9 protein-coding genes and 1 pseudogene are annotated in these 17,422 nt (G+C 63.7%); 8 read left to right on the top strand and 2 right to left on the bottom strand.

Annotation, left to right across the window (positions count from 1 at the left end; translation table 11 throughout):
- Positions 1–228 precede the first annotated feature (228 nt).
- Complete coding sequence (locus tag ABE493_RS12965; protein ID WP_430980774.1) at positions 229–5,211, bottom strand: NAD-glutamate dehydrogenase; 4,983 nt, start codon at positions 5,209–5,211, stop codon at positions 229–231.
- Here ABE493_RS12965 and ABE493_RS12960 point away from each other — a divergent pair.
- The 4 genes and pseudogenes from ABE493_RS12960 (at position 5,144) to ABE493_RS12945 (ending at position 10,477) form a co-directional block, all read left to right on the top strand.
- Positions 5,144–5,377 (top strand): hypothetical protein, encoded by a 234-nt coding sequence (locus ABE493_RS12960; RefSeq protein WP_346499334.1) that lies wholly within the window; start codon positions 5,144–5,146, stop codon positions 5,375–5,377. The two genes, ABE493_RS12965 and ABE493_RS12960, sit on opposite strands and share 68 nt — an antisense overlap.
- A gap of 79 nt (positions 5,378–5,456) precedes the next feature.
- A complete protein-coding gene (locus tag ABE493_RS12955; protein ID WP_346499331.1) occupies positions 5,457–6,119 on the top strand; it encodes a TetR/AcrR family transcriptional regulator in 663 nt (220 codons plus the stop codon).
- Positions 6,119–7,288 (top strand): annotated as a pseudogene (locus ABE493_RS12950) (efflux RND transporter periplasmic adaptor subunit); the annotation flags it as partial. The gene ABE493_RS12955 and the pseudogene ABE493_RS12950, both read left to right, overlap by 1 nt.
- Before the next feature lie 24 nt (positions 7,289–7,312).
- The gene (locus ABE493_RS12945; RefSeq protein ID WP_346499330.1) at positions 7,313–10,477 is read left to right on the top strand and encodes an efflux RND transporter permease subunit; all 3,165 of its coding nucleotides are present in this window, start codon (positions 7,313–7,315) and stop codon (positions 10,475–10,477) included.
- Between the two features lie 116 nt (positions 10,478–10,593).
- On the opposite strand, the gene ABE493_RS12940 is transcribed toward ABE493_RS12945, so the two are convergent.
- On the bottom strand, positions 10,594–11,766 hold the full coding sequence (locus tag ABE493_RS12940; RefSeq protein WP_430980773.1) for an acyl-CoA dehydrogenase family protein: 1,173 nt from the start codon (positions 11,764–11,766) through the stop codon (positions 10,594–10,596).
- 102 nt (positions 11,767–11,868) lie between these two features.
- Between ABE493_RS12940 and ABE493_RS12935 the strand changes: the two genes are divergently transcribed.
- Genes ABE493_RS12935 through metH form a run of 4 tightly spaced genes read left to right on the top strand, consistent with a single transcriptional unit; the run spans position 11,869 to position 17,418 of the window.
- Complete coding sequence (locus ABE493_RS12935) at positions 11,869–12,798, top strand: ArsR/SmtB family transcription factor (protein WP_346499328.1); 930 nt, start codon at positions 11,869–11,871, stop codon at positions 12,796–12,798.
- 21 nt (positions 12,799–12,819) lie between these two features.
- Positions 12,820–13,899 carry a homocysteine S-methyltransferase family protein gene (locus ABE493_RS12930; protein ID WP_346499327.1) on the top strand — a complete coding sequence of 360 codons (1,080 nt, stop codon included), beginning with the start codon at positions 12,820–12,822 and terminating at the stop codon, positions 13,897–13,899.
- Positions 13,900–13,909: 10 nt separating this feature from the next.
- Complete coding sequence (locus tag ABE493_RS12925; protein ID WP_346499326.1) at positions 13,910–14,512, top strand: short chain dehydrogenase; 603 nt, start codon at positions 13,910–13,912, stop codon at positions 14,510–14,512.
- Entirely contained in the window at positions 14,512–17,418 is a 2,907-nt protein-coding gene (metH, locus tag ABE493_RS12920) for a methionine synthase (RefSeq protein WP_346499325.1), read from the top strand. Before ABE493_RS12925 ends, metH begins: the two co-directional genes overlap by 1 nt.
- Positions 17,419–17,422: the final 4 nt, after the last annotated feature.

The following is a 17,422-nucleotide window of genomic DNA, read 5'->3' as shown; positions in this document are numbered from 1 at the left end:
TCGGCAGAAGCTTTCCCGGTGGTGCCAAAAAGCGCCCCTCACCCCAACCCCTCTCCCGCAAGCGAGAGAGGGGCTGAACCTGCAGTTGCAGGCGGCGCTCGCGCTCGCAGATTTCTGGCCCCTCTACCGCGCGCGGGAGAGGGGTTGGGGTGAGGGCAAGCTCTTGATTTCCCCAAAAAAGAAAACGGGCCCTTTCGGGCCCGTTCTCCAAAACAAAAACCTAACGCTTTAAGCGCCGTGCGCAGCCAACTGGCCCAAACGCTGCACCGCAACCGACACAGTCGGGTAGTCCAGCGTCTTCTGTTCGGCCAACTCGGCCAGCATCGCCAGGGTGAAACGCAGGCCGCTGTCATCACGGCCCAACCACGCAGCCACCTTGGCCTCAGCGGTCGCGCCCTTCATCGCCAGCACCTGGCCAGCCAATGCACGCTGATGTGCAGCCAGCTCGTCGCGCAACACGCCACGGGCAACCGCATGCCAACGGCCGTTGACCTCCAGCGCGTCGATCTGCTCGAACAGCCACGGCATCTGCAGGGCTTCGCCCAGGCGGAAGTGGACCTTGGAGACGTCCACCGGCTTGAGCTTGCGCGGACGCGCCAGTTCAATGATGTCGAACGCCGGTTCCAGGAACTGCAGCTCGGACAACTGCTGTGCCAGCGCCGCCGGCAAGCCCTTCTCCTTCCACGCCACAACGCTGGCCTCGTAGGCCGGGCGCTGCGAATCAGGCAGCACGCCCGATGCAACGCGGATGTCGTTGAACGGACCCTGATAACGGTCCACCGCGGCAGTGATGCCCGGCATCGCGCCCGGACGGGTCAGCAGCCAACGCACGAACGAGCGCTGCAGCTTCCAGATCACTTCCAACGCATCCACCTGCACTGCTTCCGGCAAGGTGCCATCGAGTGCATCGATCTGCGTCCACAGTGCACGCGCATCCAGCGTTTCACGGCTGATGGTGTAGGCCTTGGCAACCTCGGCCACGGTACGGCCGGTGTCTTCCTGCATGCGCATCAGGAAGGTGGCGCCCATGCGATTGATGGTCTGGTTGGTCACGGCCGTGGCGATGATTTCGCGCTTCAGGCGGTGACGGTCCATCGCATCGGCGTACTTCTTCTGCAGCGGCTGCGGGAAGTAACGCAGCAGTTCCTTGGACAGGTACGGGTCTTCCGGGATGTCCGACTCCAGCAGCTGCTGGAAGGCGACGATCTTGGAGTACGACAGCAGTACCGCCAGCTCCGGACGGGTCAGGCCCTGGCCACGCAGCTTGCGCGCCGACAGCTCGGCGTCGGACGGCAGGAACTCGATCTGGCGATCCAGCAGGCCCTGCTTCTCCAGCGTGCGGATGAAGTGCTGCTTGGAGCCCAGACGCTTGCTGCTCATCCGCTCCATCAGGCTCAGCGCCTGGTTCTGACGGTAGTTGTCCATCAGCACCAGCTCGCCGACCTCGTCGGTCATCGAGGCCAGCAGCTTGTTGCGCTGGTCCACTGTGAGCTTCTTGGCGCGGACAACATCGTTGAGCAGGATCTTGATGTTGACTTCGTGGTCGGAGGTATCCACACCGGCCGAGTTGTCGATGAAGTCGGTGTTGAGCAGCACGCCTACCTGCGCGGCCTCGATGCGGCCGAGCTGGGTCATGCCCAGGTTGCCGCCCTCGCCCACGATCTTGCAGCGCAGCTCGCCACCGTTGACGCGCAGGCCGTTGTTGGCGCGGTCGCCGACATCGGCATGGGTCTCGCCCGCCGACTTGACGTAGGTACCGATGCCGCCGTTCCACAGCAGGTCAACCGGTGCCTTCAGCGCGGCATTGATCAGGTCGGTCGGGTTCATCGCCTTGATGCTGGCGTCGATGCCCAGTGCCTCACGCACTTCCGGGGTGATCTCGATCGACTTGAGCGAACGCGGGTAGATGCCGCCGCCCTTGCTGATCAGCTTGCTGTCGTAGTCTGCCCAGCTAGAACGCGGCACCTTGAACATGCGCGCGCGTTCCTTGAACGAGCTGGCAGCGGTCGGGTTCGGGTCGAGGAAGATGTGGCGGTGATCGAATGCGCAGACCAGGCGGATCTTCTCGGACAGCAGCATGCCGTTGCCGAACACGTCGCCGGACATATCGCCAACACCGACCACGGTGAAATCCTGCTTCTGGCAGTCACGGCCCAGCGCACGGAAGTGGCGCTTGACCGACTCCCACGCACCACGCGCGGTGATGCCCATCCCCTTGTGGTCGTAACCGACCGAGCCACCGGAAGCGAACGCATCGTCCAGCCAGAAACCGTGCGCACGGGCGATGCCGTTGGCGGTGTCGGAGAACGTGGCGGTGCCCTTGTCGGCAGCAACGACCAGGTACGGATCGTCCATGTCATGACGCACCACGCCCTGCGGCGGCACGATCTTGTTGTTGACGATGTTGTCGGTGATGTCGAGCAGGCCGTTGATGAAGCGCTTGTAGCAGGCCACGCCCTCGGCGAACCATGCGTCGCGATCCACCGACGGGTCCGGCAGCTGCTTGGCGAAGAAGCCGCCCTTGGAGCCGACCGGCACGATCACGGTGTTCTTCACCATCTGCGCCTTGACCAGGCCCAGCACCTCGGTGCGGAAGTCTTCGCGACGGTCCGACCAGCGCAGGCCACCACGGGCTACCGGGCCGAAGCGCAGGTGGGTACCTTCCACGCGCGGTCCGCACACGAAGATTTCGCGGTACGGGCGCGGCTTGGGCAGGTCCGGCACCTTGGCGGCGTCGAACTTGAAGCTGATGTAGTCGGCCGGGCCGCCATCGGCGCGCACGCCGTCCTTGCGCACCATGTAATAGCTGGTGCGCAGGGTGGCTTCGATCACGCCGATGAAGCTGCGCAGGATGCGGTCTTCGTCCAGGCTGGAAACGCCGTCGAGCAGCTTGACCAGCACTTCGTGCACCAACGCCATGCGCGCGGCACGGTCGCTCTTGCGCGCCTTGACCACGCCGTCGAGCAGCTTGAGGGTGGTGGCATCGTCACCGGCCAGCTGCTTGAACTGGGCCAGCTGTGCATCCAGCACCGCCTTGTCGGCCGACGGGGTCGGCTCGAAGCGGGCTTCGAACAGTTCCACGATCAGGCGCGCCAGCAGCGGGTAACGATTGAAGGTGCCTTCCACATAAGTCTGCGAGAACGGCACGCCGATCTGCAGCAGGTACTTGCAGTAGCCGCGCAGCATCGACACCTGGCGCCAATCCAGACCGGCGCCCAGCACCAGACGGTTGAAGCCATCGTTCTCGGCATCGCCGTGCCAGGTACGAGCGAATGCATCGCTGAAGGCGGCATTGGCGCTGGCCGGGTCGATCGCACCGATGGTGGATTCAACCTCGAAGTCCTGCACGTAGACCGGCGCTTCATCGACCATCAGCTTGTACGGGCGCTCGGCGATTACGCGCAGGCCCATGTTTTCCATCATCGGCAGCACGTCCGACAGTGGAATGTCTTCCAGCTGGCGGTACAGCTTCAGGCGCAGACCATCGACGCCATCGCGACGGATGGCCTGCAGGCTCAGACGCAGATCGTCCGGGCCGGTCAATGCGTCCAGCTGGGCGACGTCGGCCGCAGCGATTTCAGCGCTGGAGTCTTCGATGTAACCGGCCGGCAGGGCCTTGCCGATACGCGAGGCGATGCGCAGGCCTTCGCCTTCGCCATGGCTGTTGACCAGCGCTTCGCGCAGATCGTCCTGCCAGTTGCGCAGCACGTGGGCCAGGCGCTTTTCCATGCCCTCCACGTCCAGCTCCAGGCTCTGCCCGGCCTTGGGGCGCACGATCAGGTGCACCTGGGCCAGCGGCGAGTCGCCCAGCACTACGCTGGAATCGACGTATTCGCCCTGCAGCGCATCCTTCAACATGCTTTCAACGCGCAGACGCACGTCGGTGTTGAAGCGCTCGCGCGGCAGGAACACCAGTGCCGAGATGAAGCGACTGAACTTGTCACGGCGCAGGAACAGGCGGCTGCGCACGCGCTCCTGCAGGCCAAGCACGCCCATGGCGGTGCGGAACAGTTCGTCCTCGCTGGACTGGAACAGTTCTTCGCGCGGCAGCGACTCCAGGATATGACGCAGTGCCTTGCCGCTGTGGCTGGACAGGCTCAGGCCCGAACGTGCCATCACGTTTTCATAGCGCTGGCGCACCAGCGGGATTTCCCACGGGCGGCGGTTGTAAGCGCTGGAGGTGAACAGGCCGAGGAAGCGCTGCTCGCCGATGATCTTGCCCTTGGCGTCGAATTCCAGCACGCCGATGTAGTCCATGTAGCCGCCGCGGTGGATATGCGAGCGGGCATTGGTCTTGGTCAGGATCAGCGCGTCATGCAGGCTGCTGGTGGCGTTCAGGCCTTCGGCGGCGAGCCCCTTGACCGGGCGTGCCACCATCGTGTCCTTGCCGCGCATCAGGCCCAGCCCGGTGCCGTTCTGGGCGACCAGCACTTCTTCCTTGCCCTTCTTCTCTACCTTGTACTCGCGGTAGCCGAAGAAGGTGAAATGGTTGTCGGCGGCCCAGCGCAGGAACTCCTGCGCCTCGGCACGCGATTCCTTGCTGACCGGCAGCGAACGCTTGCCCAGGTCATCGGCCAGTGCCAGCGCCTTGTCGGTCATCGGCTGCCAGTCATTGACGATGGCGCGCACGTCGTCCACCGCAGCGGTGACTCGCTTGGCGATCGCGTCCAGCGCGTCGGCCGGCTGGCGATCAATCTCCAGCAACATCACCGACTCCAGCGCACCATTGCCAACGCCGCTGAGCTTGCCGGCCTTGTCGCGCGCGATATTGATCACCGGGTGGCCCAGCACGTGCACGCCGACGCCCTGCTCGGCCAGTGCCAGTGTCACCGTATCCACCAGGAACGGCATGTCGTCGTTGACGATCTGCAGCACGGTATGTGCCGATTCCCAACCGTCAGTCTTCAGCGTGGGATTGAACACACGCACATTGGCCTTGCCCGGCTTGCGGCTGCGGGCGAACTCGAGCATGCCGGCGGCCAGCACCGCCCAGTCGTCGGCCGAGTGCAGCTTGAACTCGTCGGCTTCCATGCGCTTGTAGAACGCCGTAGCAAATGCCACTGCCTGCGCCTGCGCGGCTGCAGCGGGATAACGCTTCCGCAAGGCTGCAAATACCGGTTCTAGCGAGAGGCCGGCGTCTGCGATGTTCTGCTTTACAGCCGGTTTGGATTTCGTCTTTACGGACTTGGCAGCACTGTTTTGCGATTTCATGGCAGAGCTTTGGGTGTTGCTCGGTTGGAGAAACCGCGATTGTATCGCTGGTAACAAAAAGAACCTTGCTGCAGGGCCGCATTATCTGCAGCGCAATCCGGGCAGAAACGACAGCGACAGCCCCGTATCTGGTGATAGCGATGCCGCAAGAATGTCCGCCACCTGAATCTCGTTTGCTCACCAACAGGAGTGAAAGACGAATTACGTTGCGGTGTTTCTGAACTGGACGGTATAGTCCACCGCTTATGCCAAACCCTTCTACCAGCCCCGCGCCAATCGACGCGCGTGATGAGCGCGTGTTCGAAGCGGTGCGGGAACTCTTGGCCGAACAGGGAATACGCCTGAGTATGGATGCCGTCGCGGCAGCGGCAGGCTGTTCCAAGCAGACGCTCTACAGCCGCTATGGCTGCAAACGCGAGCTGTTGCGCCAGGCCATGCAGCTGCATGTCTCCAACGCCACCGCCGCACTGGTGGTTGACGAAGACAAAGCCCTGCGCCAGGTCCTGCTCGATTTCGCCGTGGGCTATCTCGAAAACCGCAACAAACCCGCTGCCCGCCGCACCGCCCAGCTGATCGGCGCCAGCGCGCATGAGTTCCGCGACGAAGCGCAATATATGTACCTGGGCAGCAGTGAGGCATTGCGCAACCATGTAGCTGAATGGATGCACACCGAAATTCTCCGCGGCCGTTTGGACCATGACGACCCGCATTTCATGGCCGAGCTGTTAATAAGCATGATTGCTGGCCAGGATTTTGAACGACAGCGATTCCACGCCCCCCACCGCGACGACCCACACAACCGTCTCTGCTGGGCCGAATTTGCCGTTGACGGCTTCCTGCGTGCTTTTGCGCCGGCGCACCAAGCCACCACGGCCTCAAATAAAAACAACACCCGGAGTTTCTCCTGATGACCGCCCCACTCCGTCTTCTCGCTCTCACCTGTGCAGCGACATTGAGCCTTGCCGCCTGCAAAAAGCCGCAGGAGCAAGCTGCTCCGCCTCCGCAGGAGGTCGGCGTGGTGGACGCCAAACCGCAGACCCTGCCCTTGCAGCGTGAGCTGGTTGGCCGGCTGTCGCCGTTCCGCTCGGCCGACGTCCGCGCCCGCGTGGCCGGCGTGCTGCAGAAGCGCGTCTACGAAGAAGGCAGCACGGTCAAGGAAGGTCAGGTGCTGTTCCTGATCGACCCGGCGCCGCTGCAGGCCTCGCTGGCGTCTGCCGAAGGTGCGCTGGCAGCGGCCCGCGCCACCTACGTCAACGCCCGCGCCACCGCCACCCGCGCGCGCTCGCTGGCACCGCAGAGCTATGTCTCCAAGTCCGACCTGGACAGCGCCGAAGCCGCCGAACGCTCCTCGGCCGCCGCCGTGCAGCAGGCCGAAGCCGCTGTCACCGCTGCGCGCATCAATCTGGGCTATGCGCGGGTCACCTCGCCCATCGCCGGCCAGGCGGGCAAGCAGCAGGTCACCGAAGGTGCTCTGGTTGGCCAGGGCGATGTGACCCTGCTGACCACGGTTGATCAGATCGATCCGCTGTATGTGAACTTCTCGATGACCGCCGACGAACTGAGCCAGCTGCGTGCAGCCCAGGACAAGGGCGCGGTGGCACTGGCCGGCGACGGCAAGACCACGGTGCAGGTCAACCTGCCCGATGGCAGCGCCTACGGCCACGAAGGCAGCCTGGATTTCTCTTCGACCACGGTGGATCCGGCGACCGGCACGGTATCGCTACGTGCGCAGCTGCCCAACCCGGACCACATCCTTCTGCCGGGCTCGTTCGTCAGCTTCAAGGCCAACCTGGGCGAGCGCCACAACGCCTTCCTGGTGCCGCAGCAGGCCGTGCAGCGTGATACCCAGGGCGGCTACGTGCTGATCGTGGGCAAGGACGGCAAGGTCGCGCGCAAGAACATCAGCCTGGACAACCAGCAGGGTGCCAACTGGCTGGTTTCTTCCGGCCTGGCCGCCGGCGACCAGATCATTGTTTCCGGCATCCAGAAGGTCAAGGAAGGCGCCCCGGCCGTTGCCAAACCCTGGCAGCCCGACGCCGCCAAGCCCGCCGCTGGCGCGCCGGCCGCTGCCCCGGCAAAGAAAGAGTAACGGGACTCCACCATGCCTAAATTTTTCATCGAGCATCCCGTCTTCGCCTGGGTGGTGGCGATCCTGATCTCGCTTGGCGGCGTGATCTCGATCCTCAACCTGGGTATCGAGTCCTATCCGAGCGTGGCGCCACCGCAGGTGACCGTCACCGCCAACTACCCGGGCGCCAGTGCGTCCACCGCGGAAAAATCGGTCACCCAGGTGATCGAGCAGCAGCTGACCGGCATCGACAACCTGATGTATTTCAGCTCGTCGTCGTCATCGAACGGACGGGTCACCATCACCCTGACCTTCGACAGCGGCACCAATGCCGACATCGCCCAGGTGCAGGTGCAGAACAAGGTATCGCTGGCAACCCCGCGACTGCCTTCGGAAGTAACCAAGCAGGGCGTGGTGGTGGCCAAGGCCAACGCCGGCTTCCTGATGGCCGTGGGCGTGCGCTCGGATGACGGCAACGTCGACCGTGACGCGCTCAACGACATTGTCGGTGCGCGCGTGCTGGAGCAGATCTCGCGTGTTCCCGGCGTCGGCAGCACCCAGCAGTTCGGTTCCGAATACGCCATGCGCGTATGGCTGAACCCGGAAAAGCTGCAGGGCTACCACCTGTCGGCAACCGATGTTTACAACGCAATCGGCACCCAGAACCTGCAGTTCGCGGCAGGTTCGGTGGGCGGCGACCCGGCACCCAATGGCCAGGCCTTCACCGCAACCGTTGCCGCCGAAGGGCGCTACAGCAGCCCGGAAGAGTTCGAGAACACCATCCTGCGGGCCAACAGTGACGGCAGCGTGGTCAAGCTCAAGGACGTCGCCAAGGTTTCCTTCGGTGCGACCAACTACGGCTTTGACACCAAGTACAACGGCAAGCCGGTGGCTGTGTTCGCCATCCAGCTGCTGCCCGGCGCCAACGCCCTGGACGTGTCCGAGGCGGTGCGCGCAAAGATGGACGAGCTGGCACCGAGCTTCCCGCCCGGCGTGAGCTGGTTCACCCCCTACGACAGCACCACCTTCGTCACCATCTCGATCGAGGAAGTGATCCACACCCTGGTCGAGGCCATCATCCTGGTGTTCCTGGTGATGTTGATCTTCCTGCAGAACTTCCGCGCGACGATCATCCCCACCCTGGTCATCCCGGTGGCCCTGCTCGGCACCTTCATGGGCATGCTGGCGATCGGCTTCACCATCAACCAGCTGACCCTGTTCGCGATGGTGCTGGCGATCGGCATCGTGGTCGATGACGCCATCGTCGTCATCGAAAACGTCGAACGCATCATGAGCGAGGAGAAGCTCGACCCGAAGCCGGCCACGCAGAAAGCAATGAGCCAGATCACTGGCGCCGTGGTGGCAATCACCGTGGTGCTGGCTGCAGTGTTCATTCCCTCTGCCCTGCAGCCAGGTGCATCCGGCGAGATCTACAAGCAGTTCGCGCTGACCATCGCCATGGCGATGGCGTTCTCGGCCCTGCTGGCGCTGACCTTCACCCCGGCGCTGTGTGCGGCCTTCCTCAAGCCCACCCACAACGAGCATCCGAACTGGGTCTACCGCACCTTCAACAAGTACTACGGCAAGCTGGAAAAGAGCTATGTCGGCACCGTCGGCGGTGTCATCCGGCACGCCCCGCGCTGGTTGATGGTATTCGCGCTGCTGCTGGTGCTGTGTGGCTTCCTGTTCACCCGCTTGCCGGGCAGCTTCCTGCCGGAAGAAGACCAGGGCTATGCGCTGGCCATCGTGCAGTTGCCGCCGGGTGCCACCAAGACCCGCACCACCGCTGTGTTCGACCAGCTGCTCGGCACCTTGCAGCAGGAAGATGCGTTTGAAGGCCTGATGCAGATCACCGGTTTCAGCTTCATCGGTTCCGGTGAAAACGTGGGTATGGCCTTCGTCCGCCTCAAGGATTGGAGCGAACGCAAGGAAACCGCGCCTGAGTTCATCCAGAAAATGAACCAGAAGGCCTACAGCATCAAGGACGCGCAGATCTTCTTCGTCAACCTGCCGACCGTGCAGGGCCTGGGCCAGTTCGGTGGTTTCGACATGTGGCTGCAGGACCGTACCGGCGCCGGCCAGGAGGCGTTGATGAACGCCCGCAACACCCTGCTGGGTGCGGCCGGGCAGGACAAGGCCTTGGTCGGCGTACGCCCCAATACGCTGGAAAACTCGCCGCAGCTGCAGCTCAAGGTGGACCGCGTGCAGGCCCAGGCCATGGGCGTATCGGTCAATGACGTCTATACCGCCATCCAGATGATGCTGGCACCGGTCTACGTCAACGACTTCTTCTATGGTGGCCGCATCAAGCGCGTCAACATGCAGGCCGACGCCGCCTACCGCACCGGTCCGGAATCGCTGAACAGCTATTTTGTGCCGAGCTCGCTGAGCAAGGACGCCACCGGCCAGCCGGCGATGATTCCGCTCAGCTCGGTGGTCAAGTCGGAGTGGATCTATGCCCCGCCGGCACTGAACCGCTACAACGGCTACTCGGCGGTCAACATCGTCGGCGCACCGGCTCCGGGCAGCAGTTCCGGCCAGGCCATGTCGACCATGGAACGACTGGTACGTGACGACCTGCCGGCCGGCTTCGGCTATGACTGGTCGGGCATGTCCTACCAGGAAATCCTGGCCGGCAACGCGGCGACGCTGCTGATGGTGTTGTCGATCGTGGTGGTGTTCCTGTGTCTTGCAGCGCTGTATGAAAGCTGGTCGATCCCGGTCTCGGTGCTGCTGGTGGTGCCGATCGGCATCCTCGGCGCGGTGGTGTTCTCGCTGCTGCGTGGCCTGCCGAACGATCTGTATTTCAAGATCGGCATGGTGACGGTGATTGGTCTGGCGGCGAAGAACGCGATCCTGATCGTGGAGTTCGCGGTCGAGCAGCGTGCAGCCGGCAAGACCCTGCGCGAGGCGACCATCGAAGCGGCACATCTGCGTTTCCGCCCGATCCTGATGACCTCGTTTGCGTTCATCCTCGGCGTGCTGCCGATGGCCATCTCCAGCGGTGCCGGCGCCAATGCACGCCACTCGCTGGGTACCGGCGTGATCGGCGGCATGTTGTTCGCCACCGTGATCGGCGTGCTGCTGATCCCGCTGTTCTTCGTCAGCGTGCGGCGCATGCTCGGTGACAAGCTGGACGAGCAGTCCAAGGAGTACATCGAACAGCACAAGGTACGCGCGGTGCAGGAAGACCGCTGATACGAAAAGCCCCGGCAATGCCGGGGCTTTTTTTTGCACTTGTAGTGCCGCGCCAATCGAGGGAGAAGCGTTACCCGTGGTGCCTCGGGCCATCCAGGCGCGGCACTGCCGTGTGCTTAGCGCACGCCGGTTTCGTTGCGGGCGATGACCAGACGCTGGATCTCCGACGTGCCTTCATAGATCTCGGTGATCTTGGCATCGCGGAAATAACGCTCCAGCGGCATTTCCTTGGAATAGCCCATGCCACCGTGGATCTGCACCGCCTGGTGGGCAATCCACATCGCCGCCTCCGAAGCGGTCAACTTGGCTACCGCTGCCTCGGTGGAGAAGCGCTTGCCCTGCGACTTCAACCAAGCCGCGCGCAAGGTCAGCAGCATGGCTGCGTCCAGCTTGCATTTCATGTCGGCGATCTTGGCCTGGATCATCTGGAAGCTGCCGATCGGCGCACCAAACGATTTGCGGTCCTTCACATAGGCAAGCGAGGCTTCATAGGCGGCACGGGCAATGCCCACCGCCTGCGACGCGATGCCGATGCGGCCCGAATCCAACAGGCTCATCGCGATCTTGAAGCCCTCGCCTTCGTTGCCGATCACGTCTTCGGCAGCGGCAACATAGTCCTGGAACTCGATCTCGCAGGTTGCCGAAGCACGCACGCCGAGCTTGGGCTCAGTCTTGCCGCGGCCGAAGCCCGACTTGTGGGTATCGATCATGAACGCAGTGATGCCGCGCGAGCGCTTGTCCGGGTCGGTCATCGCAAACAACACGATGTAACGCGCCACCGGGCCCGAGGTGATCCAGCTCTTCTGGCCGTTGATCACAAACGAACCATCGGCCTGCTTGACCGCGCGGCAACGCATGGCAGTGGCGTCCGAACCGGACTGCGACTCCGTCAACGCGAACGCACCGATCTCGCTGCCTTCGGCAATCGCACGCACGTAGATCTGCTTCTGCGCCTCGGTGCCATAACCCAGCACCGCGTTGCAGAACAGCGAATTGTTCACCGACATGATGGTGGCATGGGCTGCATCGGCCGCAGAAACCTCGATGATCGCCAGCACGCTGGAGATGGGGTCCATACCCGAGCCGCCGTATTCCACCGGCACTTCGATGCCCATCAGGCCGTTCTCGCCGAGCAGGCGGATGTTCTCCAGCGGGTACTCACCGGTGGCGTCGAAGTGCTCGGCACTGGGGGCGATCTTTTCTTTGGCGATACGGCGTGCGACGTCCTGCAGCATCAGCTGCTCGTCGGAAAAACTGAAGTCCACTACACCCCTCCCAGGGTTTATCAAGTTGCGATTGTAACCATCGCAACCCCGTTCAGCCTATGCATCTTCTTGACCGGAACCGGCAATACAACGAAAATATCTCTATATCGCGATAGGTAGATATTTATGGATCTGGAAGACTGGTCAACCCGTCTGAAAGTGTTCGCCGATGCGACGCGCGTGCGTCTGTTGACGCTGCTTGAGCAGGAAGAACTGACTGTGGCCGAGCTGTCGGCCATCACCACGCTGGCACAGCCACGCGTGTCCACCCATCTGGCCCGGCTCAAGGAAGCCGGCCTGGTGCGCGACCGCCGCGCCGGCGTCTCGGCGTACTACCGCTTTGACGAAGCCGCACTGGATTCGGCGCAGCGCGCATTGTGGCATGCCCTCAGCAGTGGCAGCGACGACCCGCTGCTGCGCCAGGATGCCGAGCGTGTACCGGCGGTGCTGGCCATGCGTGCGGCCGACCAGAACTGGGCGGACAGCGTCGCCGGCGACATGGAGCGCCATTATTCGCCCGGCCGCACCTGGGAAGCGATGGCACGCAGCGCCCTGCCGCTGCTGGAAACCGGTGATGTGCTGGACATCGCCTCCGGCGACGGCGTGTTGGCCGAGCTGCTGGCCCCGCACGCAAAGCGTTATGTCTGCATCGACACCAGTGCCCGCGTCGTCGCCGCCGCCAGCGAGCGCCTGCGCAAGCTGCCCAATGTCGAGGTGCTGGAAGGCGACATGCACAAGCTGCCGTTCGCCGATGGCAGCTTCGACCTGGTGGTGCTGATGCACGCCCTCACCTACTCCAGCCAGCCGGCCAAGGCCGTGGCTGAATGCGCCCGCGTGCTGCGCCCGCAAGGCCGGCTGATGCTGTGCAGCCTGGCCCGCCATGAGCACAAGGCTGCGGTGGAAGCCTACGGCCACGTCAATCTCGGTTTCACCGGCAAGGAGCTGCGCAAGTTCGTGGAAAAGGCCGGGCTGGAAGTATCCAGTCTGGAGACCGTCACCCGCGAAAAGCGCCCGCCGCACTTCGAAGTGATCTCGCTGATCGCGCACCAATCCTGACACGAGCACCCGGCCCGCCCTATGCAAGCCCTCCCCTGGCTCCACCCCGATCGCGTCCACAAACTGCTCGATGCCCTGGCCCAGCGCATCCTGATCATCGATGGTGCGATGGGGACAATGATCCAGCGCCATCGCCTGGAGGAAGGCGACTATCGCGGCGAGCGTTTTGCCGAGGGCTTCGACAGCCAGCATGTCCATGGCGCCGGCTGCGGGCACGACCTGAAGGGCAACAACGATCTATTGCTGCTGACCAAGCCTGACGTGATCGCCGGCATCCATACCGCCTACCTTGAAGCCGGTGCGGATCTGCTGGAAACCAATACCTTCAACGCTACCTCGGTCAGCCAGGCCGACTATCACCTGGAACACCTGGTGTATGAGTTGAACAAGGCTGGTGCCCAGGTTGCGCGCCAGTGCTGTGATGCCATCGAAGCGACCAACCCGGCCAAGCCGCGCTTCGTGATCGGCGTGCTCGGCCCGACCAGCCGCACCGCCTCGATCAGCCCCGACGTCAACGACCCCGGCTTCCGCAACACCAGTTTCGACGCATTGCGCGCGACCTACCGCGAAGCCATCGAAGGCCTGATCGACGGCGGCGCCGACACCCTGATGGTGGAAACCATCTTCGACACGCTCAATGCCAAGGCCGCGCTGTTCGCCATCGAGGAAGTATTCGATGCGCGCGGCGGCCGCCTGCCGATCATGATCTCCGGCACCATCACCGATGCCTCCGGCCGCACCTTGTCCGGGCAGACCGCCGAAGCCTTCTACGCGTCGGTCTCGCACGGCCAGCCGCTGTCGATCGGCTTCAACTGCGCGCTCGGTGCCACCGACATGCGCCCGCATGTGGAAACGCTGGCGCAGATCTCCAGCGGCTATGTCAGCGCGCATCCGAATGCCGGCCTGCCCAATGCCTTCGGCGAGTACGACGAGACGCCCGAGGAAATGGCCACCACGCTCAAGGAGTTCGCCCAGTCCGGCCTGCTGAACCTGGTAGGCGGTTGCTGCGGCACCTCGCCCGACCATATCCGCGCCATCGCCGAGGCTGTCGCCGGGCTGCCGCCGCGCAGGCTGCCGCTGGCTGCAGACAAAGCTGCTTGAGGAACACGCGATGAAGAAGATTCTTCTGGTCGGTGCCAGTGGCACCCTGGGTTCGGCGGTTGCGCAGCATCTGCGGCAACAGCATCAGGTCATCACCGCGTCTCGCTCGGATCCGCTGCACAGCGTTGATCTTGGCAGCGACGACAGCGTGAGCGCGCTGCTGCAGGCCGTCGGCCCGCTCGATGCCATTGTCGCCACCACCGGCAGTGTCCACTTCGGGCCGCTGACGCAGATGAGCCCTGCACAGTTCGCCCAGGGCCTGCAGGACAAACTGCTGGGCCAGGTGCGCTTGGCATTGCTGGGCCAACACCACCTGCGTGACGGCGGCAGCATCACCTTGACCACCGGCATCCTGACGGAGCAGCCGATCGCGCAGGGCGCCAGCGCCAGCAGCGTCAACGCCGCCATCGAAGGTTTCGTACACGCTGCCGCGCTGGAACTGCCGCGCGGCCTGCGCATCAACGCGGTAAGCCCCAGCGTGCTGACTGAAGCGCTGGACGCCTATGGCGACTTCTTCCCCGGCTTTGAACCGGTCTCCGCCGCCCGCGCCGCACTGGCTTACCAGCGCAGCATCGACGGTATCGCCAATGGACAGGTTTTCAAGGTCTGGTAATGAGCAACGACACCGCAACCCACTACACCCGCCTGTCGGGCCTGGAACCACTGGTCATCACCCCTGACCTGTTGTTCATCAATGTTGGTGAGCGCACCAACGTCACCGGCAGCGCGCAGTTCCGCAAACTGGTCAAGGAAGAACGTTACGAAGAAGCGGTGGAAGTCGCCCGCCAGCAGGTTGCCAGCGGTGCACAGATCCTCGACGTCAACATGGACGAGGGCCTGATCGATTCCGAGAAGGCGATGGCGCGGTTCCTCAACCTGATCATGTCCGAGCCGGATATCGCCCGCATTCCGGTGATGGTCGATTCGTCCAAGTGGAGCGTGATCGAAGCCGGCCTGAAATGCCTGCAGGGCAAGAGCGTGGTCAACTCGATCTCGCTGAAGGAAGGCGAAGCCGCGTTCCTGGAACACGCCCGGCTGGTGCGCCGTTATGGTGCCGCGGCGGTGGTGATGGCCTTCGACGAAGTCGGCCAGGCCGATACCTGCGAGCGCAAGGTCGAGATCTGCACGCGCGCCTACCGCATCCTCACCGAGCAGGTGGGCTTCCCGCCGGAAGACATCATCTTCGACCCCAACATCTTTGCCGTGGCCACCGGCATCGAGGAACACGACAACTACGCGGTGGACTTCATTGAAGCCACCCGCATCATCAAGCGCACCCTGCCGCACTGCCATGTGTCCGGCGGCGTATCGAACGTTTCGTTCTCGTTCCGTGGCAACGAAACCGTGCGCCAGGCGATCCACTCGGTGTTCCTGTACCACGCCATCAAGGCCGGCATGGACATGGGCATCGTCAACGCCGGCGCCATGCCGATCTACGACCAGCTCGATCCGGAACTGCGCGAACGCGTGGAAGATGTGATCCTCAACCGCCGCCGCGATGGCACCGAGCGTTTGCTGGAAATCGCCGAGCGCTACAAAGGCAAGAAAGGCGAGAAGAAAGTCGAGGACCTTGCCTGGCGCGAACGTCCGGTACGCGACCGTCTGGCCCACGCGCTGGTGCAAGGGTTGGATGCCTGGGTTGAAGAAGACACCGAAGAAGCGCGGCAGCAGTCCAGCCGCCCGCTGGACGTGATTGAAGGCCCGCTGATGGACGGCATGAACGTGGTCGGCGACCTGTTCGGTGCCGGCAAGATGTTCCTGCCGCAGGTGGTCAAATCCGCCCGCGTGATGAAGAAGGCTGTGGCCTATCTGCTGCCCTTCATCGAAGAAGAAAAGGCGCGCACCGGCGAAGTCGGCAAGACCAACGGCAAGATCATCATGGCCACGGTCAAGGGTGACGTGCATGACATCGGCAAGAACATCGTTGGCGTCGTGCTTGCCTGCAACAACTTCGAAGTAGTCGACCTGGGCGTGATGGTGCCGGCGCAGAAGATCCTCGACGCGGCACGCGCCGAGAACGCCGACATCATCGGTCTGTCCGGGCTGATCACGCCCTCGCTGGAGGAAATGAGCCACGTCGCCAAGGAAATGCAGCGGCAGGGCTTCGAGCTGCCGTTGATGATTGGCGGTGCAACCACCTCGCGCGCGCATACCGCGCTGAAGATCGACCCGTTCTACAGCGCGCCAACGGTGTGGGTGAAAGATGCCTCGCGTGCGGTCGGCGTCGCCCAATCGCTGATCTCGCGCGAACTGCGCGCCAGCTTCGTCGCCGCCAACGATGCCGACTATGCGGATATCCGCCAGCGCCACCGCAACCGCGGCGATGCCAAGCGCCTGGTTTCGCTGGAACATGCGCGCGGCCAGCGCTTCAGCTGCGACTGGAGCCAGTACACGCCGCCGACGCCGAACCAGCCCGGCGTACATGTATTCGACGACTACCCGCTGCAGGACCTGATTCCGGTCATCGACTGGACGCCGTTCTTCCAGGCCTGGGAACTGGCCGGCAAGTACCCGGCCATCCTGACGGACGAAATCGTAGGCCCGCAGGCGAGTGATCTTTTCGCCGATGCGCAGGCGATGCTCAAGCGCATCGTTGACGAGAAGTGGCTGACGGCGCGGGCGGTGTTCGGCTTGTGGCCGGCAAACAGCAGCGGAGACGATGTCGTGCTCTCCCTTCTCCCGCATGCGGGAGACAGTGCTGTTTCCTCCCTTCTGCCGCATGCGGGAGACAGTGCTGTTTCCTCCCTTCTGCCGCATGCGGGAGACAGTGCTGTTTCCTCCCTTCTCCCGCATGCGGGAGAAGGTGCCCGAAGGGCGGATGAGGGCAAGCTTTCTGCTTCTTCGCTTGTGCCAAGCACCCTCACCCCAACCCCTCTCCCGCAGGGAGAGGGGCTAGATCAGCAGCACACCCTGCACTTCCTGCGCCAGCAGGTCGACAAGCCGGCCGAGCGCCCGGACTTCTGCCTGGCCGATTTCATTGCACCGGCCGACAGCGGCAAACAGGACTGGATCGGCGCGTTCGCGGTGACCGCAGGTATCGGCATCGACGCGCACGTCGCCCGTTATGAAGCCGACCACGACGACTACAACGCCATCCTGCTCAAGGCCCTGGCCGACCGCCTGGCCGAAGCCATGGCCGAACGCCTGCACCAGCGCGTGCGTACCGAGTTCTGGGGCTACGCCAGCGGCGAACAGCTCGACAACGAGGCACTGATCGCCGAGAAGTACAGCGGCATCCGCCCAGCCCCGGGCTACCCCGCCTGCCCCGAGCACAGCGAGAAACAGGCGCTATTTGAACTGCTCGGCGCCGAGGGCATCGGCATGTCGCTGACCGAGAGCTTCGCCATGCTGCCTACCGCCGCGGTGTCCGGCTATTACTTCAGCCATCCGCAGAGCCAGTACTTCGTGGTCGGCCGCGTGTCGCGCGAACAGGTCAGCGACTACGCCAAACGCAAAGGCGTGGACCGCGCCCAGGTCGAGCGCTGGTTGGCATCCAACCTCGATTACGATCCGGAATGATCTT

Origin of the sequence: Stenotrophomonas terrae, assembly GCF_039674165.1 — a bacterium.
Lineage (GTDB): Bacteria > Pseudomonadota > Gammaproteobacteria > Xanthomonadales > Xanthomonadaceae > Stenotrophomonas > Stenotrophomonas terrae_A.
Note: the sequence above shows the minus strand (reverse complement) of the source record. Positions and strands in the feature narration are given on the sequence as shown.